The organism is Skermanella rosea, from assembly GCF_016806835.2.
GTDB classification, from domain to species: Bacteria; Pseudomonadota; Alphaproteobacteria; order Azospirillales; family Azospirillaceae; genus Skermanella; species Skermanella rosea.
Window position 1 is genome coordinate 5,826,025 of record NZ_CP086111.1, and the last position, 19,568, is coordinate 5,845,592.

18 protein-coding genes and 1 pseudogene are annotated in these 19,568 nt (G+C 59.3%); 11 read left to right on the plus strand and 8 right to left on the minus strand.

The genetic code is table 11. The features are described from left to right. Window positions 1–152: 152 nt before the first annotated feature. The 5 genes and pseudogenes from JL101_RS27220 (at window position 153) to JL101_RS27240 (ending at window position 7,318) form a co-directional block, all read left to right on the plus strand. Entirely contained in the window at window positions 153–1,430 is a 1,278-nt protein-coding gene (locus JL101_RS27220; protein WP_201075708.1) for a tyrosine-type recombinase/integrase, read from the plus strand. Beyond that, a complete protein-coding gene (locus JL101_RS27225) occupies window positions 1,387–3,117 on the plus strand; it encodes a hypothetical protein (protein WP_201075710.1) in 1,731 nt (576 codons plus the stop codon). Before JL101_RS27220 ends, JL101_RS27225 begins: the two co-directional genes overlap by 44 nt. A 12-nt stretch (window positions 3,118–3,129) precedes the next feature. Continuing rightward, window positions 3,130–5,133, plus strand: coding sequence for a hypothetical protein (locus tag JL101_RS27230; protein ID WP_201075712.1), 2,004 nt, complete (start codon window positions 3,130–3,132; stop codon window positions 5,131–5,133). 7 nt (window positions 5,134–5,140) lie between these two features. Beyond that, entirely contained in the window at window positions 5,141–5,683 is a 543-nt protein-coding gene (locus JL101_RS27235) for a hypothetical protein (protein ID WP_201075715.1), read from the plus strand. A gap of 273 nt (window positions 5,684–5,956) precedes the next feature. Further along, window positions 5,957–7,318: pseudogene (locus tag JL101_RS27240) on the plus strand (IS701 family transposase). Here JL101_RS27240 and JL101_RS27245 read toward each other — a convergent pair. Next, window positions 7,305–7,736 carry a DUF4276 family protein gene (locus tag JL101_RS27245; protein WP_201075719.1) on the minus strand — a complete coding sequence of 144 codons (432 nt, stop codon included), beginning with the start codon at window positions 7,734–7,736 and terminating at the stop codon, window positions 7,305–7,307. The pseudogene JL101_RS27240 and the gene JL101_RS27245 sit on opposite strands and share 14 nt — an antisense overlap. 2 nt (window positions 7,737–7,738) lie before the next feature. Then, complete coding sequence (locus JL101_RS27250; protein ID WP_201075721.1) at window positions 7,739–9,019, minus strand: AAA family ATPase; 1,281 nt, start codon at window positions 9,017–9,019, stop codon at window positions 7,739–7,741. Between JL101_RS27250 and JL101_RS36980 the strand changes: the two genes are divergently transcribed. Continuing rightward, window positions 8,952–9,374, plus strand: a complete 423-nt coding sequence (locus tag JL101_RS36980; protein ID WP_201075723.1) for a phosphoribosyltransferase family protein — start codon at window positions 8,952–8,954, stop codon at window positions 9,372–9,374. The genes JL101_RS27250 and JL101_RS36980 overlap by 68 nt on opposite strands. A 298-nt stretch (window positions 9,375–9,672) precedes the next feature. Here the strand turns inward: JL101_RS36980 and JL101_RS27255 are convergent, their stop codons facing one another. The 3 genes from JL101_RS27255 to JL101_RS27265 are packed head-to-tail and all read right to left on the minus strand — an operon-like array spanning window position 9,673 to window position 10,811. Further along, window positions 9,673–9,879: a multicopper oxidase domain-containing protein gene (locus JL101_RS27255; RefSeq protein ID WP_201075725.1), complete on the minus strand. Its 207-nt coding sequence runs from the start codon at window positions 9,877–9,879 to the stop codon at window positions 9,673–9,675. A 9-nt stretch (window positions 9,880–9,888) separates the two neighbouring features. Continuing rightward, window positions 9,889–10,320 carry a cupredoxin domain-containing protein gene (locus JL101_RS27260; protein ID WP_201075727.1) on the minus strand — a complete coding sequence of 144 codons (432 nt, stop codon included), beginning with the start codon at window positions 10,318–10,320 and terminating at the stop codon, window positions 9,889–9,891. After that, window positions 10,293–10,811: a multicopper oxidase family protein gene (locus tag JL101_RS27265; protein ID WP_201075736.1), complete on the minus strand. Its 519-nt coding sequence runs from the start codon at window positions 10,809–10,811 to the stop codon at window positions 10,293–10,295. Before JL101_RS27265 ends, JL101_RS27260 begins: the two co-directional genes overlap by 28 nt. A 412-nt stretch (window positions 10,812–11,223) precedes the next feature. On the opposite strand from JL101_RS27265, the gene JL101_RS27270 reads away from it, so the two are divergent. Together JL101_RS27270 and JL101_RS27275 are read left to right on the plus strand one after the other, a co-directional pair. Continuing rightward, window positions 11,224–12,732, plus strand: coding sequence for an ATP-binding protein (locus JL101_RS27270; protein WP_203098147.1), 1,509 nt, complete (start codon window positions 11,224–11,226; stop codon window positions 12,730–12,732). Window positions 12,733–13,136: 404 nt separating this feature from the next. Further along, window positions 13,137–13,334 carry a hypothetical protein gene (locus tag JL101_RS27275; RefSeq protein ID WP_201075740.1) on the plus strand — a complete coding sequence of 66 codons (198 nt, stop codon included), beginning with the start codon at window positions 13,137–13,139 and terminating at the stop codon, window positions 13,332–13,334. Window positions 13,335–13,440: 106 nt separating this feature from the next. Here JL101_RS27275 and mntR read toward each other — a convergent pair whose 3' ends face one another. After that, the gene (gene mntR / locus JL101_RS27280; RefSeq protein ID WP_201075741.1) at window positions 13,441–13,863 is read right to left on the minus strand and encodes a manganese-binding transcriptional regulator MntR; all 423 of its coding nucleotides are present in this window, start codon (window positions 13,861–13,863) and stop codon (window positions 13,441–13,443) included. Between the two features lie 228 nt (window positions 13,864–14,091). Here mntR and JL101_RS27285 point away from each other — a divergent pair, with 228 nt between their 5' ends. Continuing rightward, window positions 14,092–15,225: a multicopper oxidase domain-containing protein gene (locus JL101_RS27285; protein WP_201075750.1), complete on the plus strand. Its 1,134-nt coding sequence runs from the start codon at window positions 14,092–14,094 to the stop codon at window positions 15,223–15,225. After that, a complete protein-coding gene (locus JL101_RS27290; protein WP_201075752.1) occupies window positions 15,222–16,382 on the plus strand; it encodes a ZIP family metal transporter in 1,161 nt (386 codons plus the stop codon). Before JL101_RS27285 ends, JL101_RS27290 begins: the two co-directional genes overlap by 4 nt. A 314-nt stretch (window positions 16,383–16,696) precedes the next feature. Here the strand turns inward: JL101_RS27290 and JL101_RS27295 are convergent, their stop codons facing one another. Further along, window positions 16,697–17,416: a ZIP family metal transporter gene (locus JL101_RS27295; protein WP_201075756.1), complete on the minus strand. Its 720-nt coding sequence runs from the start codon at window positions 17,414–17,416 to the stop codon at window positions 16,697–16,699. A gap of 266 nt (window positions 17,417–17,682) precedes the next feature. On the opposite strand from JL101_RS27295, the gene JL101_RS27300 reads away from it, so the two are divergent. Then, entirely contained in the window at window positions 17,683–18,591 is a 909-nt protein-coding gene (locus tag JL101_RS27300) for a cation diffusion facilitator family transporter (RefSeq protein WP_201075757.1), read from the plus strand. 14 nt (window positions 18,592–18,605) lie between these two features. Here JL101_RS27300 and JL101_RS27305 read toward each other — a convergent pair whose 3' ends face one another. Beyond that, window positions 18,606–19,514, minus strand: coding sequence for a cytochrome c oxidase assembly protein (locus tag JL101_RS27305; RefSeq protein WP_228435194.1), 909 nt, complete (start codon window positions 19,512–19,514; stop codon window positions 18,606–18,608). Window positions 19,515–19,568 lie beyond the last annotated feature (54 nt).

The following is a 19,568-nucleotide window of genomic DNA, read 5'->3' on the forward strand; positions in this document are numbered from 1 at the left end:
TTATGATTTTACCAAATGATAAATTATCGATAGGCTACCTTCCTAAACCTCATTAACTCCTTTAGGTTCTTGTTTTGTTCTCAATCGCGACTCAAAATCGGGTGTGCCAGGAACGTGACTTGGACCCAGCATTGGAAGGGCGGAGGAACCGAGTGGAGATAGTGTTCACCCGCCGTAACATGCTCGAAAAGGATCTCGATCCAGAGATCCTCGGCCACGATTTTGAAACTATCTGGCAAACACAGCTACGGCCTATAGCGCTTCGAACGCTGGACGCCAGGGGGATCGACGATCGTGTTCCCTTTATCCTGGATGATCGGCTTAGCTGCGACGAAACGTTGTCTGGGGTCATGCTTGAGCTATCGTCCTTGATCGCTGGGCGCACGACAATGGAAAGTTATGCACGCCACGCCTTTCGCTTTTTGCGTTACCTCCAGCGCCGAAGCAAGACGCTATCAGAGTTAGACAATACGACACTCTCAGACTACAAGCGTTACCGACTTAAGACTGATGGGATTGAGGAGCGATCTTGGAATGCCGAGGCTGCAGCGTTGAAGCGCTTTTTCGACGCATGCGTACTGCGCGAGATACTCCCCCGCAATCCCGTAAATATGCCCCTGTTTGCGTGGGCGATCAGGAGCGCGGCTGCCGCACCGGAGAGAGCCAAGTTCATCACCCTTGCACAATTCAAGAAGTTTCGTGACGAGGGTCTCGCGCGGGGACGGTACGGGTCGCGTAACATTGCTTACGCCGACCTGCTCTTGACTACTGGATTACGGCTCGATGAGGGCAATGGATTCCGAGACAGTGATATCCCAAAACCCGCGGCGGCAATGCCACCATCAACGGGAAAAGGGTTCAACCATCGTGTTCGCCCCGAAGTGGCCAAAGGAAGCAAAGGCCGAAAGGTAAGGATCTCGCCAAAGTGCGAAAATAGCTTACTTTTTTATCGTGATCTTTTACGGGTTGACCAAGTGGCTCGCGGTAAACGGGTGGGTCTTTACGATAGGCCTCCTCACGAGTTTTGGCTGAACCAATCGAACTTACCGATGAGCGGAAACGGTTGGGAATTCGTATTCCGCAGAGCATCGCATTTGGCTGGAGTTGAAGCCACGCCTCATACTCTGCGCCATACTTTTGCTATTTATACTTTATCCAAGCTAATACAACACAACCATGAATCTGTAGCTAGAGCGCAAGAAGAGGCACGAAAGCTCACCAGCGAATGCGCCGGTTACTCAGCCAAAACCCTTTACGACACTATTCTCGGGGACCCACTACGCCGACTACAAAAACTTCTAGGCCATTCGTCCTATGAGTCAACTTTCATCTATATCGACCTTCTGGCCGAGGATTTTCCCATCGATGAGATCTTGGAAGTTTTCCATGGGGCAATCGATTCTGAAGTGGAATACGGCTGTGGTGAGTGATCACGCCCTTGCTCTGACCAAACGAGGTCGGAAGGCAAAACCGATAGATGTTGCGTCCTCCCATATCATCGGTAATCCGCACGAATTTCACGGTCTGGCGAATTGGGTGCTGCGGTTCGAAGACAGTGCAGGCAAGGTCGTAGATCTGAGCTGGGCATGGGCAGCGAACAGATCGAAGCTTGGGCATCTTTTCCTTCGGACGCTTTACGAGCTAACTGCACTTGGCGGACCTGTCAGATCTATCCACACTGCTCGTACTTGGCATAATTCAGCAAAGACTTTCTTTTTGTGGTTGAATGAAATTGATGTTGATCTCCAAATTGGAGTGCAGCGCCCGCTCGCGATGTGGATGTTCATAGCTTATAAGAGCCACATTGACGAACGCGTCGCGAACAAGAGTATCAAAAGCATCGTAGGATACCACAGAAAGCGCGTAATTACCCGCATCATTCAGCACATTCACAGTAAGCACCCTGAAGAACTCGAAGGTGAATGGTACAGTACTGTATTCCTGCTGGACCAGAAAGTGGATGATGCCGAGTCCCGTCTACCCTACAGCGTCAAAGAGGCCGGCCGCATACTCGACGCTATCTCGATGTTCTTGCGTAGCCACTTGGATAAGGATCGGGTTACCTCAACTTGGCCAGAGCAATGGCAACTCGACAGCCTGCGAGAACGTATGCTTATTACTGCTTTAGGCCTGACGCTTGGAATCGAGCCGGAATGCATAACTGGCCTTCAGGTCGAAAATATCACGGAGGTACGCAATAAGGTCCGGTTGCGTTATCGGAAGTCCCGCGCACCATCACATCCGCACCGCGTCAAACAGGCGGATGCTATAGATTGGGGCGAGACTATCGTGCCATCCGATACGTTCAAAACAGCAGGCGGTCTGCTCGCTTATGCTAAACGATTGGCTGTTGCCCGAGGCGTCACACAGGGCGCCCTTTGGACTAAGTCTTACGAGCAGAACGAATTTGAAACGCTATCTCGCTACCTTTGTAAGTACTACAACCTTAAAGGCGATGACGGCAAGAAACTTAGGATTGTCCGGGCGCGGCTTCGCACTACCTGGAAAACAACACGTCTTCTCAAATCGAACGGCAACTTAAGCCTTACGACAGATGATCACACTAAAGACGTAGGTGCAAAACACTACTTGGAAAACAAGGCACTTATTCCTGTATACGAACAAACCGTCGTCAATGCCGCCCGAGCTGCTCTCGCCCACGCCCTTGAGAGTAACATCAAGGTAGTCGATATTCCTGAGGATGCGCCGGCTGAAGCAGTCGCAGCGGCAGCCAAGAAAATCAACGAACCGCCTGAACAGGTCCGCCAAGCTCTGTCTGGCGCAACTGACGCATGGCTGGCATCGTGCAAGAACTTTTACAACTCACCCTGGGATGCGCCGGGAGATCCTTGCTCCAAGTCGTTCTGGGCCTGCTTCGAATGCCCAAACGCGCTTGTCACTCGACGTGTGCTCCCGCGCATCTTGCGCTACCTTGATCACATCACCGAACAACGAAGAGGTATTGCTGAGGCTGACTGGACAAAAAAGTTCAGCCTTGCTTATGCCCAGATCACTGAAGTCATTCTTCCGGCCTTTCCCGCGGGTGTGATTGGTGAGGCACGAGCCATTTCCGAAGGGCTATCAGGTTGTATTCATCTTCCTCCCGAACTGCTGTGACGTGAGGCTGAAGTGAAAGATACATACTTTTCATCTGCTGGCATCCCGGTTGCCGAAGTTGCTTCATCCTTGGCTGACCTTCGGGAAAAGACGCTTCTGCAACAACCCGAGAGAACGGAGGACATCACTAATGACACTCCCGTGCTATCAGGCATTCCAGGCGTCGCAAGCAAGTTCGGAGACGACGAGTGGGATCTGACGATGGCCGACTATGCGGATCGCCGCCGGCGTTTGCTGGTGCTCGACTTCCGATGGATCGCATCGCCAGATATCAAGCGTACCCTCAAAGAGCTTTACTACCACAGAATGAATACGCTTATATCTAATAGGGTTAAGTTCGTTTCCGCGGCGACCTGTGTTCAAGAACTTGGCTCGATGAAGCGGTTCATTCGGTGGTTAGCTCGCTACTATCCATTTGTTGAGTCGTTCTCGCATGTTACCCAGCCAATGGTTCATGCTTACCGAGTTTGGTTGCAGTACCCGAGTAATGCCGCTGCGTTCACAAGAGCAGAAGTCAGGAAAGCACGCGGCGACAAAGTTCATCCTTCAACCGTCTGGCAGCACCTAAAACCAATTTGGGCCCTCGACGCATACCGTTTTCACCTGAGCAGACCCATGACGTTCCGCCCCTATGGCGGCAAGCTCACGTCGCACCTCGTCGGCGTCGAGCCTAGAACTCGTGAAAATTCAACAGAAATCATCCCGGACGAAGTTCTGCATCCCATCATCGTTCATGCCTTGCGGTACGTGGATCGGTACGGAGACGACGTAGTGGCTCGGGTTGAGGCGTTTGAAGCTCACCTCGCGACGAGCGTCTATAGGCCTCGCGACGGTCTTGACTGGTCAACCGTGCCCAAAACTTTGATTTCGAATTGCCCGGACCTCGGCCATCCTTGGCGTGAACCCTGGTTGATAGAGCCGGCGGGCACGTACTCTCCCCGGTACGAAACGACTCAGGAGCTTCTGCACGTGACGGCCGCCTGCGCCTGCCTTCTTATGTACCTCAGCGGCATACGGCCTCTCGAATTAACGATGCTTCGCCGCGACTGCTTGCAGGCGGTAAAAGACCCGAAAACAGGCGACGTGATCCGCTGGAAGGTTATCGGCTTGCCTGCGAAAAAGCGTGTGCAAAAAGGAAAAAAGCCGAAACCAGTTGAATGGGTCATCCCGGAAGAGGCCGCTCGCGCCGTTATGCTGCTTCAACGAGCATGGGAATCCATGCGCAGGCGTCATGACGATGATCACCTTGTGCTCAACGCCCATGCGTTGGGCACCAAATCCCGAAAACATGGATTCCCGACTACGCCCCAGCGTATCCAGACAATGACTTACAGTTTTGCAAAAATGATCACAAACCGCTTCGGTGTCAAGGTGCCAAGCCATTTCACACCGTCCCAGTTCCGCCGCACCTTGGCCCGGCACATCGCCCGCGAACCTTTCGGCATCATTGCCGGCAAACTCCAATACAATCACGTAAAAACGATGATCTTCGAGGGGTACGCGGGCAGCGATGATGATGGCTTGCGCAATGAGATATTCGAGGAGAGAATCCTGGCCAACTTCGACCTTCTCGAGGAAATGGAGAAGGATGCCGATCAAGGCATCCATATTGGGCCTGGATCTAAACGGCTGGTCAGCACTTGGAAAGCCGCAAAAGCAGGAATCCAAGCTAAAATAGATACATCTCGCCATGAAATGGCCACGAATGGCGCACTACGATCAATTGCTTCAACCATTTACGTAGGTGCATTGAACCTCTGCAACTTCGATCCTATGACAGCTCTGTGTCTTCGACCGGAAGAGAAAGTGAACGCCAACGCGCCGGTGATGCCGTTTTGCGCGCCAGGAAAATGTCCAAATTCCGTGGTCTGCCGGAACCATATCCCAGCGTGGAAGGAAATGCGTGACGATGCGGTTGCGCTGCGTGATCAAGCCGGCCGCAGTGGTCCGCAACGCGCCAGCCTGACCAGGCAGATCCGTGAATACGATGAGATCATCATGAAAGCAGCCCCGTAACCGTCCGATGAAAATGAACCTTGAGGCTCGCGGAGAGATCATCCACCGCACCGAGCTCCGCGTCACCGAGCTAGAGGCCATTCCGTCGGAATGCCGCCGCAATAGGGAACGGAATGAACTAGCCCTACGCACCGCGCTGCTGCGCCTCATACGGAGCCGTCCCGTCAAGACTGATGGCGCCCTGACAAACGAGAACCTGGTCATCGAGTCTGGAGTTTCTCGTGCTACCGTCTACCGTAACGCTGAAATCATGTCGGATTGGAAGATCCTTGTAGAGACGATGCCAGGTTCTTCTACTCCGGGCTTGCGCGAACAGATACGCGACCTCAAAGTCACGATCAGCCGGCTGGAGGCGCAAATGTCGGAAGAGCGCCGACGGTTTCAGGCAGTTCAAGATATCCTGGTGCAGCGTCTTCAAGCGCTGACGCTGGCACTGGTCGAGGCACGGGACGGCTCAAAAGTCATGTCGGTAGGTGAACTCCGCCGGAAACGTCGGGTTGCACAGGAAGAATACGAAACCAAATCCGGACATTCCGGTGGGGATATTTAACTCACGGGAGAATTTGCCTGCTTCATTGTGCTACCTCTGATAAGCATAGGGTCTCACAAACTCCCCAATTGATTTCTGCCGATGCACAGCCAGCACTCGACATTTCTTGGAACAACAAACGAGATTTCATCTGCGTGTCTCCGGTTACGACGGAACATCGAGCAGCGAAACAGCCCTCGTTGGTTCCACTACGATAAGCCCTGCTAGTACTACAGCCGGGATAGATTGGCGTCAGGATTGTTGACCTAGCGTTCCGACTGATGGGGGCGCAGCATGACGACGGTTACGGAAGCAGCGAGTTGGTCGAGCGGTTTGGACGCTGTTGTGGAACGGATCGGGCGCCGGTTTTATCGACGTGAGGCCCGGGAACGGGCACGGCGCTATCTGGCCGGTCTTCTTGCGCCCTTGGAACGGAAGAACGGCTGGCATCTGGCGGAAGCCGCCGGTGATACCAGTCCGGACAGCGTCCAGGACTTCCTGGCGCGCATGCGCTGGGATGCCGATGCGGTGCGCGATGACCTGCGCGCCTATGTCGTCGAGCATTTGGGCGACCCCGGTGCCGTTGTGGTGCTCGACGAGACCGGCTTTCTCAAGAAGGGCGAGCACTCCGTCGGAGTGCAGCGTCAGTACTCCGGGACTGCCGGACGCATCGAGAATTGCCAGACGGAGGGCGGTCCGAAGGATCGAAGGCGAAGCCTTCGAAGGCCGTAGTCCGAGCGAGACTTGCGAGCGACGGTCGGCGTGTTCCTCGGTTACGCCGGCCAGCACGGCTACGCGCTGATCGATCGCGCCTTGTACCTGCCGCAGGCCTGGGCGACCGACGAGGCGCGCCGCCGGTCCGCCTGGGTGCCCGACACGGTGGCCTTCGCCACCAAGCCGAAACTGGGCCTGGCGATGCTGGAGCGCGCCCTGGATGCCGGCGTGCCCCGCGCCTGGGTAGCGGGCGACAGCGTCTATGGCGCCGACAGTGCGATCCGGCGCGCCCTGGAGCGCCGCCGCATCGGCTACGTGCTGGCCGTCACCAGTGGACAGCGCCTGTGGCCGGGGACGGTAAGTGATTGGGTCGAGGAGGTGCCGGCCGATGGATGGCACCGGCTCAGTGCGGGCGACGGCACCAAGGGACCCAGGCTGTACGACTGGGCCTGCCTTCCCTTCCGCGGCGCCCCGGAGGGGTGGCGGAAGGGACTGCTGATCCGGCGGCGGCTGGGTGATGGCGAGTTGACGTTCTATCTGACCTGCGCTCCGGACGGCACGACCCTGGCCGATCTGGTTCGCGTGGCTGGCGCGCGCTGGACCATTGAAAGCAGCTTCGAAATGGCCAAGCAGGAGGTCGGGCTTGACCAGTACGAGGTTCGCTCCTGGACCGGCTGGCACCGGCATATCACCTTGGTCCTGCTGGCCTTCGCCTTTCTCACCGTCGTGCGTCAGGCGGCGATCGGGGGGAAAGGACCCGGCCGACTTGATGGCCGACCTTCTACCCCTGACCGTGCCCGAGATACGTCGCCTGCTTCATTCCCTCGTCTCCCAAAGCCCGCGCGACCCCGGAACCGCTATCGCTTGGTCACTCTGGCGAAGACGCCACCAGCAAAGGGCTCGACGCAGTCACTGGAAACGACGAACCTCAATCGAAAGTGAACGGCTGTAGTACTAGATCGCGGGCGACTCCCTGCTGACCACCGAGCGATGCAATGGCGGCAATGAACCAGGTTTCGAATTCCTTGTTGGCGAGCACGACCAGATGACTGACATCACGCCTGACCCGTCTCGCCCTTTCCAGGAGATGCGGCCCCAGCGTCGCCGGGCACCATTTCGCATCGTCGCAATCCAGCAGGATCAGGACATGGCCTCCCTGCGGAGCGGCCTTGGCAGCCGCCAGGGCGACATGCTTGCGGAAATAGACGTCGTCGTTCAGGAAGGATCCGCATTTGACGCGGATCGGCGGGTTCACGCGCAGGGGAACATTCGACATATGGTGCGCTGCCATCCTGTGCAGCAGCACGGGTACGGCTTCCACTTCCCCATGTCCCTCGACGATCGGCGCGATGAAGACCATGGTCAGCGGCCGGCGCTGTCGAAAAGCTTCAACTGGCGATCGTTGGAGACATCCGTCACCGACGCCGGATCCGGGGAGAGCTGGTTCTGGCGCAGCAATTCACCCGGGGTGAACATCTTCTCGCGCAGCAACTCCCGCGTCTGCGGATCTATCCTGCCGATGCGGGTGAGACCAGCCTCGTTGTCCACCGCCAGGATCGCTTCAGGAGGTATGTCGGTATTGTCCAGCAACTCGGGGCTATGGCTGGTGACCAGGATCTGGCAATCGGCCGCCCCCTCCCGCAGGGCGGACAAAAGCACGCTCGACGCCGCCGGGTGCAAGGCGATTTCCGGTTCCTCGAGCCCGATCAGCAACGGCGCGTTGGCGTGGTCCTTCGCCGACATCGCCTGGAGCACGGCCAGCAGGATGCCGAACGCCCTCAACGTGCCGTCGGACATGGCCGCCGCCAGGAAGCGCCAATGATGGGCCTGTCCCTTGACGTTCTGCCTGAATTCGATGGTTTCCTGGGAACCGAGCGCTTTCACTTCGGCGTCCGAAATGCCGGGAACGATCCGCGAAAGGCTGTCGCGGACCTTGTCCTTGGCCTCGGCCGAGAACTGCTGGAAGACGCTCGCGGCATTGCTGCCGTCACGGCGGAGGATGTCCCCGGGATCAGGCCTTTGCATCGCGGCGATCGACGCCGGGTTCAGATTGTAGACCTCGATCCTCGACAGGGCATCGAAGACCGGCCGAAACTCCGGAATCCCGGACGCCGCCACCAGGAACAGCCGGTCCGATAACGCGGCAGGCATCGGGGTGACCGAGGAGTTTTCCAGTCTCCCGGACTTCACACGGAAGTGGTGGAATACTCCCAGGGCTTCCGCCGGGGCGATACGGCATTCCTCATCCTGGACTTCGAATGCCCCGCTCGGTTTGGCACCGACGCGGACCGCATAATGTCCCCGACTTCCGTTCGGCAGCGTGAAATCGAACCTCAACGCGAAATGGTTGGGATGACCGCCGGACCGCCGCCGGACTTCCTTGATCGATCCACGCTCCCGAAGCGCATGATCAATGGACGTCCTCAAGGACTCGGCGACGAAGCGCAATGCGTCCAGGAAGTTGCTTTTGCCCGCTCCGTTCGGGCCGACCAGGAACATCAGCGGACCCAGCTCGAGCTGGCACGCAGCGATACTCTTGTAGTTCCGGATGGTCACCTGACGGATGAAGGCGGGCATGGAGGCAACTCCGGGACGGAAGGACAGCGCTGGATACCGTACTCTCGCACGGATTTCATCCGGCATCGATTTCCGGCCGTCGAGCAGAGCGCCCAGGAAACAGAAAAGGGGTGCTGCGCCCGGAAGCGCCGCACCCCTTTCCTTCCAGCCGGAGCCGTGCCGCGGATCAGAAATCCAGGCGGGTGCTCTAATTCCCGCAATCGTAGCCAGCGCGCTGCCTGACCTGACCGGCAAGCGCGTCATGCTCGTCGATGATCTGCTTTCGACGGGGAGCACTCTTCGGTCAGCTAAGGTGCTTCTTGACACCGCCGGCGTTGCGGGCGTGTTTGGAGTTTGCCTCTTGAGCAGCACTGGCGGTGTTCGCACCGACGTCGCCAGGGTATTGACAGATGCGTTGGCGCGCCCTACTCTTGAAGCATAGACGTTGACCGCGCATACGCCTCGCGGTCATTAAATATCAGGCATTCCTTCGGGGATGTAGGTCCGGGCGAGCGCCAGAGCAAGGCCAAGCCACAAGGGCAAGAAGTTGCTTAGTCGGGGACCGGCCGACGCAGATTCAGGGGGTGGGCCGCAAGGTTCCGCCCCCTGAGTTTTTGTGCTCCTCAAACTGCGCCTCACCTCGTCAAGCAGCATTGCACTGGCGGGCATCGTTAGGGTCAGCATCAGAGCGACGGTTGTCAGAGTGCGCATAGGTGTGATCCTGGAAATCGGTTTCATCGTCAAGCGATGCGGATGGTGCTCATCATCCCGGCGATCTGGTGCTCGAGGATGTGGCAGTGGAACATCCAGTCGTCCGGATTATCGGCGACGAAGGCGATCTCGACACGATCGCGCGGCGCCAGCAGGACAGTGTCCTGCCACTCCTTGAACCGGGTTGGCTGACCGTTGCGGGACAGCACCCGGAAGGTATGACCGTGCAAGTGCATGGGATGGTGTCAGGCCGTCTCGTTGATCATCGCGATGATGCAGGTTTGGCCACGCTCGATCGTGAAGATGGGGTTCATGACATGGCCGCCGTGGTCACCCTCGGGACCATTATCGGCGATACCATTGATCGCCCAAGCCATGCCGCTGCGCATCATTGTGCGCATGTCGATCATCTTCCCGTTCACCATTGCTCCGGCCATCGTCCCCATCATGCCACCACCCAGGGTTACCTCATGGCGAGCCGCACCGGCAAGGTTCGGCTCCGGCACCGGATTGGGTGGCAAGTTGATGATGGGAGTGTCCAGCGGTCGGTCCCGCAGCCGCTCTGGCCCGTAGCTCAGGTCTACCATCCGGTAGGCGAGGTCACGATAAAAGTCATCCACGACGGTGGTACGGTCACCGGGAGCGCCGGTCATATCGAGCACCAGGTCGATGCGCATGGCGGGCGCCAGCACCACCCGACCACTTTCCGGCTCGTGCGGCTCCACGGGATGGCCGTCGATCGCGACAACCAGTGGCCGATGACCCTGGAACCGAAGGCCGAAGATGCGGGCATTGGCGGGTTTATCAGACGCAGCCGGACCCGCTCGCCGGACCGGACAGGGAAGTCCTCGACCACCTGACCGTTGATGGTGACGCTGTTGCCGATCCTGCCGTTATGGCTCAGATCCATCATGTTGCCGAAGTCGTTGCTGATCGAGGCGTCCGCTTTCGAACGCCAGTCGCCCAGCATCCAGGTGAGGTCACGATCGACCTGGATCGGCTCCTGCTCTTCGACGATGAGCGCTCCGGAGAGGCCGCGGCCGACCTGTTCGTGGCTGCGAATGTGCGGGTGGTACCAGAAAGTGCCTGCGTCCACGACCTCGAACTCATAGGTGAAGGTTTCGCCGGGGGCGATCGGCGGCACGGGCATGTGCGGCACGCCGTCCATAGCATTCGGTACGCGGATTATGGCCCGACAATCAGGATAGGAAGAGCGTCAATCAGGGGTTCTTCCGCACTTCCGGTGCACACGGATCAAGAGTGAAAACCGAGTGAATATATTGAGAGGGCGTTCCCACTCGTAACCTGAAGCCACTCCTTGCTTGATTGCGCATTCTCCCTGCTGCCACCCGGCATGGCAGTCGATCGCCTGCTGCCGTCGGGCGACCATCTCGTTCTCGAGATGCATGCTACCAGTTCATCGGCGGCTTGCCCCTTGACGTAAATTGCCGTGACCTCTATAGGCCCCTTATCTCAGCATCGCTCTCACTCACTCGGCGGAGAAGGATCGACAAATGACATTAGAATACAATGCTTTACAGACCTGTTGAAATTAAGATAAAAATTTTTACCTTACCTATATGAAAACGACCTGGTCATTTTACGGACGCGCTCGCGAGCGCGCTGACATCCTCCGGTTGATCCACCGTGGTCACTGGTTCTTCTGCTCGATCACCGGACGGCGACGGATTGGGAAGACAACTCTCATCCGCAACGCCGTGAAGGAGGCTGGTGTCAGAGCATTCTACGTACAGATGCCCGACAGCGATGCATTTGGTGTCGTCAATGCGATGCGCGACGCAGTCGAGGATCACGAAATGACGGACATCGTGAACCCGGAAAAGATTCGCAGCTTGGCGGACGTGGCGCAGGCGGTAGGGGCAATTTGCCGCAGCGGCTGCATCGTGGTGATTGACGAGTTCCAATATTTTCATCGTAAAGCTCTTTACGAGTTCACAAGCTATCTACAGAATGACGTAGACCGTCTAAGAGAAATAGATGTCGGCGGCGGCCTTTTTGTACTTGGGTCTATTCATACGGAAATGACGGCTATCCTAGAGGACCAGAGCTCCCCACTCTTCAATCGACTAACTGACCGCTTGCAGCTTGGTCACTGGGATTTTGCTACCTTGGTCGAGATGTTCAGGGCACACGGAATCGAAGACCCGAGGGCTTGGCTGTTCTTCTGGACTCTCTTTGAGGGAGTGCCGAAGTTCTATCATGATGCATGGCAGCAAGATGCCCTCACTGGGGATGACGGGCACCGCCGAGTTGCGTTAACTCGGCTCTTTTTAGAGGGGCTCTCGCCTCTACGTGACGAAGCAGAGAATTGGTTCCTGCGCGAATTAAGAGGGCGGTATGACAGCGTCTTGAAGGTAGTTGCCGCCCGTCAGCCTTGTTCCCATGCGGAACTACGCGATGCGTTCAAGGCTGAGGCAGGAGATGAGAAGCAGCTTGGTGGATATTTAAAGATCCTGATCGAGCGGTACAGCATGATCGAGATGCGTAAGCCGATCTTCTCGGCGGATCGCCAACGCAATGCACGCTATGTCATTACCGATAACTTCCTCTCCGCCTGGCTAGTCGCCCTTGGGCGTGCCGCTGATCTAGCCCGGATCCAACCGGTCGAACGCGCGGTAGTTCGCGCCGATGAACGCCTCACCAACTTGGAAGGGTTTGCTTTTGAAAAAATGATACGCGAGGTGCTGCGGCAGGCTTCCGCCAACGGAAAGGGCCCCATATCCCTCACCATGATGGTGGAGGGTTGGTGGGACAAGCCGGACTCCGGGCTGTCGAACATCGAAATCGATGTTATCGGTGTGGATACCGATGCTGAGAGGATCCTCTTTGGCTCCTGCAAGCGTTCGGCGGATAAGCACACCGGAGCGAGCCTCGCCAAGTCACGTGCCCATATCGAGAGTTTCCTGAGCACGAAATTGGGGGCAAATTATCGTCGTTATGAGCAGATCCACTATGCGTTTGCGCCGGTGATTGGAGTGGATCGTCGTCATGAAATTACAACTCATGGGTTTGTGCCAATGGACTTGCTGGAGTTTGCCCAGGCAGTCATGACAAGAAAAAACCTTTAGAAATACAACAAGTTATGCGAGAAATACCCTTAAGGTAAAAATTTTTACGTTAGCCTCGAAGCTTCTTGTGATGTTGAACTGAAGACGTGTTGGGCGGGCAATGACATGAACCGTTGTGGCAAACCTAGATTAATTCAACCGGCCAGCAACCAAGTCATAGGAGTGAATGCAGTTTGGGGGATGAAATAAATTTCTCCAGCCTGGAAGAAAAGGTAGCGTATAAGCTCCCTCTTCCTAGGCCCGCCAACAAATCTAGCGTGATTGCTTGTATAGGGTTTTTGGTGTCAAGCCAGTAATCGTTGTCGGGCTCCGTCTGTCCGAGGGGAGCCCGCCATCGGGCGCGGATCATCGCGCCGCAACCTTGTATCCGGTGGGCCTCGGAGGACCCGAACCATGATGCAGCCATGCGCATCGGGGCGATCGGCTGCGCCGAACGGTTCCGCTCCCCTGGTTTGCCGAGCAGGCTCGACAAACCAGGAGATGCTCACCTTCGCCCCATGCCCACCGGCATCAGCAACAACAAGGATTTGGATATTGAAAAGATAGCGATTACCCTACAACTCGCGCCGACACCGATGCCCGGCATCAACACGGCGCAATGATCCCGCGGGACTCTCGCTTAACCCGCCACCTCGATTGTCTCACCAACGGGGTCCATCTCACCCGAAATATGCAAGCATGCTTCGCCTTCGACTGCATCGGACCTCCTCAGCCGACACGATTGGAGCGGATAAAGCGCTCGAAGGCCCTCAAGGTTTCCTCGCTGATGTGGTGCTCGACCCCCTCAGCGTCGCGCTCCGCCGTCTCCTCGGTCACTCCGAGGGCCTTCAAGAAATTCACCACGACCTCGTGGCGGCGCTTGCAGCGCTCGGCCATCTTGCGTCCTGTCTCGGTCAGGAAGATCGACCTGTAGGGCAGGCTTGCCACCAAGCCCTCCCGTTGGAGCCTGCCGATGGTCTTGACCACGGTCGGATGTGCGACGCCCAGGCGCCGGGCGATGTCAGCCGCGCGCGCTTCACCGGTTGTGTCGATCAAGTCGGCGATAAGTTCGACATAATCCTCAGCCAACTCCGTCTGGTGGGCCTCGCGGACCCTCTGGAAGTTCGCGGCCTGCCGGTCCGCGTCAGGCATCTCCTCCGGCACTCTGCTCGCATTCCTTCCGATCACTGTTCGGTTTTCCCTCCGGTTCCGGCGATCCTGCCACAACGTTCCCTACCTATGCCAGCGGGCTTCCGGATCCTCCGAGTGGATTGTTGACGAGGGGTCGATTCGGCGCGACTATAGCACTTGCTACATGTTATAGCATCGGACAAATGCCTGAAGTAAGGCCTTGTCGGCTTGAATACAGGAGCGATGAGCATGAGGTCCCTGTTCGGTCAGCCCGTGACGCGACGTTTGCTCCTCGCAGGAGGGGCCCTTCTGGGAGGGGTGCACGCCGCACGGCTCGCCCTCGGTGGTGCCGCGGCCCAGACGCACGGCCCCGGGCACGCGATGCCGATCACAGACGGCCAGCCGTCGGCGGCGCTTTCGGCGGCGCACGCCTCGCATGGCGGCATGATGACCGTGGGTGAGGTCGATACCGCGCGGAACGGCTTCGATCCACACACCCTTCTCACCGACTGGGATACCGGCGAAGTCATCCGGGATGACCAAGGGCGCCCTTGCCGCGAGTTCGTGGTCGAGGCCATCGACAAGGAAGTCGAGATCGCCCCGGGCATTTTCTTTCCGGCTTGGACCTACAACGGACGCATCCCCGGCCCGACCATCCGGGCCGTCGAGGGCGAGCGGGTCCGCATCACCTTCCGGAACCGCGGATCGCACCCGCACTCCATGCATTTCCACGGCATCCACTCCGCCCGGATGGACGGTGTCCCGGGAGCTGGCGACGTCCTTCCTGGCGGTCAATTCGTCTACGAGTTCGACGCCAGGCCTTTCGGCTGCCACCTCTACCACTGCCACACCGTTCCGCTGAAGCGCCACATTCATAAAGGCCTGTACGGTGCCTTCATCGTGGATCCTGATCCGGCGCGCCATCCCGAGCACGAAGCGGTCGCCCGCTCCCGCCTGCTCGGCACACCCGAGAACCGGGAGTGGCAGGAGTTTGTCATGGTCATGAACGCCTTCGACACGAACTTCGACGAGGAGAACGAGGTTTACGCCGTCAATACGGTGGCGCATGCCTATTCCAAACGCCCGATCGTGATCGACCGGGGGCGGCCGGTCCGGATTTACCTGGTCAACGTGACCGAGTTCGATCCTATCAACAGCCTTCACCTGCACGGCAACTTTTTCGACTACTACGACAGTGGCACAACGCTGACGCCGACGCTCAGGACCGTGGACATCATCACGCAGTGCCAGGGCCAGCGCGGCATCCTGGAGTTCACATACCAGGATCACGAACCGGGGCATTACATGTTCCACGCGCACCAGTCCGAGTTCGTCGAACTCGGCTGGATGAGCCTGTTCGATGTTCGGGGGGAGGTCGCATGACCACCCGCCGCATGATCTTGGCGTTGGCGGTCGCAGCTCCGCTGCTCCTGATCGTGGCGGTGGCGATTGCCTTCCTCGCCGCCGACCCACTGCGCTCGCTGACCGGGGCAGCGCCTCCGGTCGAGCAGGTCACGGTCGAGCGCCAAGTCCTCGATGGCGACGGTATCGGGCTGCTGGTTCGGGTGGGTGGCACGGAGCCGGTCCGCATTGCCCAGGTGCAGGTGGATGGCGCCTACTGGACATTCGTCCAGGAGCCGTCCGGCGAACTCGGCAATCTGTCCTCGGCCTGGCTGCGTATTCCGTACCCGTGGGTGCTCGGGGAGACCCACCATATCGCCCTCATAACGCGCACCGGTCTGGCCTTCGAGCACACCATCGACGTCGCCGTGGCCACGCCTGATACCAACAGCCTTGGCGTCCTCGGGATGGTGGGCCTGTTCGTCGGTGTCGTACCGGTCGCGCTCGGCATGCTGTTCTACCCGGCCTTGCAGGTGGGCGGCACACGGGCGTTCAGTTTCTCACTGGCGCTGACCATCGGTCTGCTCGGATTCCTGCTGGTGGACACTCTCCAGGAGGCGTTGGAACTCGCCGCCGATGCCGCCCCAGGCTTGCACGGGGTGGCACTGGTCTGGCTGGTCGCTGCGCTGGCGTTCGTGCTTCTGCTGGCTGTCGGCCGTCGCAAGGGCGGCGAGGTCAGTGGCCTCGCCCTGGCGACCTCCATTGCGCTCGGCATCGGCCTGCACAACCTCGGCGAGGGTCTCGCCATCGGGTCGGCTTTCGCGACCGGTGCGGCGGCGCTGGGCACCTTCCTGGTGCTGGGATTTACCCTGCACAACGTGACCGAGGGCATCGGCATCGTGGCGCCGCTCGTCCAGGAACCACCACGCTGGCCGGTCTTCATCGGCCTGGCGGCGCTTGCCGGACTTCCTGCGGTCGCGGGCATCTGGCTCGGCAGCTACGCCTTCTCGCCGCACTGGGCGGCGCTGGCGCTGGCGGTGGGGGCCGGGGCGATCCTCCAGGTCATCGTCGAGGTTAGTGGATTGCTGATGAGGCGCTCGGCAACCCAGGGAACTCCGTGGGCCTCGGCGTCGGCGGTACTGGGCGTCATCCTCGGTGTGACGGTCATGTATGGGACCGCGCTACTCGTGCAGGCATGAGTTGAGTGGCCATTTCTTCCACCGAAGCCGTCGTGGCAGTCGAAACACTCCTGCCCGACATGAACCATTACGGATCCTCCCACGAAACCGAGGGAAATGGCTCGTAACGGCCGTTTTCGTGCTGCTCTCCTGCATTCTGCTTCTGATCTATGCGAGTGGCGGCCATGTTACCGATCTGATCGCCAGTTGGTTGGAAAGCATCTAGGTTTCTACTTCCAGCAGGAAACTTCGTGGATCTCGGGGCTGGCAGTCCTCGGTGTGGCGGTCATGTATAGAACCGCGCTGTTCGTGCAGACATGGGGCTGCGGTGTTGGTCAACCGGCCTCGAAATACGAGGCGATCAGCGTGAACAGGGCGAAGCCGCCGACCAGCGACATGGCCGACCAGCGGGAATCGGCGGCAGCCTCGTGGGCTTCCGTGATCATGTCCTCAATGGCGGCGACCAGCAGGAGGCCGGCCACGAAGGCCAGCGCGGACAGCTGCCAGATCTCGCCGGCGCCCCGCAGCAGCCAGTACCCGAGAGCAGCACCGAGGAGGGCCGGGACGACGAAGGATGCCGAGAGCAGGATGCGTTTCGCGCGCGGCACTCCCTTATCCTTGAAGTTCGCAATGGTCGCGAATCCCTCCGGGATGTCGGCGGTGACCTGGCCGATGGCGAGGATGACCGCAAGGCCGAATGACACCGCCGAGCCTACCCCGATCATCAGACCGTCGCTGAACAGATCCACCGAAACGGCAGCGTAGATCATCCAGGCCCCGGTACCGGTTTCACCACCGCCGAGGCGGTCCTTCAGGGCATCAACGCCGCGCTCCAGCACGACCGAGAAGGCGCCACCGAGGAGGAACGCGAGGACGACGGCCCAGGGTGGAGCTCCGCCCAGGGCCTCCGGCATCAGCTCGATGGCGACCACGGCGGTGACGATGCCGGCCGCCGCGTGCAGCGCCAGGCTGAGTGTCCGCCGGGTAGTTCTCAGGTACTCGGCGAGGAGTCCTCCACCGAAGTTGCCGATGGCTGGCAGCAGGGCCAGCGCCATGACCTTCAGAAACTCCATGAATCCCCGCGCATAACGATTTTCCCGAATTATCCCATCATTCGGTCCAACACCGGTCCAATCCGATCATCGCAGGATTTCGCAGGGCGCTGGTTGCCTGATCCGTCCGGGAGCACGGTCGCCACCCCGGTCGGCGATGATTGCGCAGACCCGATATCCGCATCATCTCGATCCCGGCGCGGGATCAAAGCCGCCGTCATGTGATTAGTACCTGGAGAGGGTAGCAGCAGAACTCAGGGATTTCAGCGATGGGCCATACACACGCCGGCGGCGAGGATGAGAGCGGCAAGGGTAAGCGCCTCCTGATCGCCCTCGCGCTCAACGTCGGCATAACTGTCGCGCAGATTGTCGGCGGGGTGATCTCCGGCAGCCTGTCGGTGCTCGCGGACGCCGCGCACAACGCCAGTGACGCCGCCTCGCTGGGTATCTCCTACGGCGCCTGGCGCGTATCGAAGCGCAGGCCTGACCAGCATCGGACCTTCGGTTACAGGAGAGCCGAGACGATCGGCGCCTTGATCAATCTGACGACCCTGTTCGTTATCGCCCTCTATCTCCTCTATGAGGCCGGGAACAGGTTCCTCCATCCCCAGGACGTCGGGGGTTGGACCATGATCATCGTCGGCGTGATCGCGGCCGTGGAGGACGCGCTTTCTGTCTGGGTCCTCTCGAAGGACCGCGGAAGCCTGAACGTGAAAAGCGCGTTCCTTCACATGATCGCCGACACCATGGCCACTGTCGGCGTCATCATCGGGGGCGTCCTGATCCTGCTCTTCGGCATTACCTGGGTCGATCCGCTGATAACCGCCGCGATCGCCATCTACATCTTCATTCATGCCTTCCACGAGATCAGGTCGGCGATTGCACTCCTGATGGAGAGCGCGCCCAAGGACTTCGACGTGGACCGCATGGTGGCGGAGATGACCTCGATGGCAGCCGTGGAAGGCGTCCATCACGTCCATGTCTGGCAGCTCGATGAGGGGCGGACAGCGGTGGAGGCCCACGTCGCGGTGAGCGAGCGCGACCTCGCGGCGGCTGACCGGATCCGGCGCGGGTTGAAAGATATGCTTCGCGACCGTTTCGGTGTGGCACATGCAACGCTCGAGGTCGAGTTCGCTCAGGACGTCCGGCACGACCGGAGCCTCATCCGGCAGGAATAGGCCCTGCGGCACTATCACCGCGTGCCGTCGGGATTGCGTTGGGGACCTGAGCTTTGAGGATGGCGCCGCTCCAGGCGGTTCAGGTACCCCGCAACGAGACCAAGGCCGCCGACGAAATACGGGATGGACGCGGGCACCCACATGATCAGTCCAGCCAGCTGCTGGTCCTCCAGGGCGCTCAACCCCCATGGCTCGCTGCGGCCGATGTATGCGGGGTAAAGCGGGACCGGGGCGAAGACCAGCAAGGCCGACAGGAAACCCATGTACATCATGGTGCTGACAATACCGATACCCGCGAATGCCGGGCCGACATCCTGATGGTAACAGCGGACCAGTGACCACCAGAACAGCAGGCCCGCGACAAGGTAGCTGATGTGCATGGCGTCATGCACCGGATCGACGACCAGTGCCAGTTCCAGGATTTTCGGGAGATGCCACGCGAACAGGGCCAGTCCCTGGATGATGGAGGCGGTCCCCGGGCTCGCCACCCTGTTCCAGAACGCCCTGGTCCACGATCGACGGTTCCACCACCGTGAGAGGGCATTGCCCCAGCCCCCGGGCAGCCCGGCCAGGAAAGCCACTACCGGAGATCCTACGACGAGAAGCGGGGCCACCGCCGACATCAGGACCATGTGCTGGGTCATGTGGACCGAAAACAGGACGTCGAGTGGTCCCACGATGGCGAGCGTCAGCAGGACCATGCCGCAGGCGAATGCCCAGACCCGCCAGATCCGGATACCGCGACCCACACCGGCACGGCTCCACAGCCGGTGGACACCCCGCGCGTACAGGACCGATGCCAATCCCAGCAGGAAGACCAATAGAGGATCGAAAGCCCACGCGGACCAGAAATCATGAATAGCCTGCGCCTCGCCGGCATGGGCTGCGGCCTCGGGCGGAACCAACGTGGCCGCACCGAGCACCGAGCCGAAGCCTGGGATCCGAGTCCATATGCCTCGGACGCATGCCATCCAGGC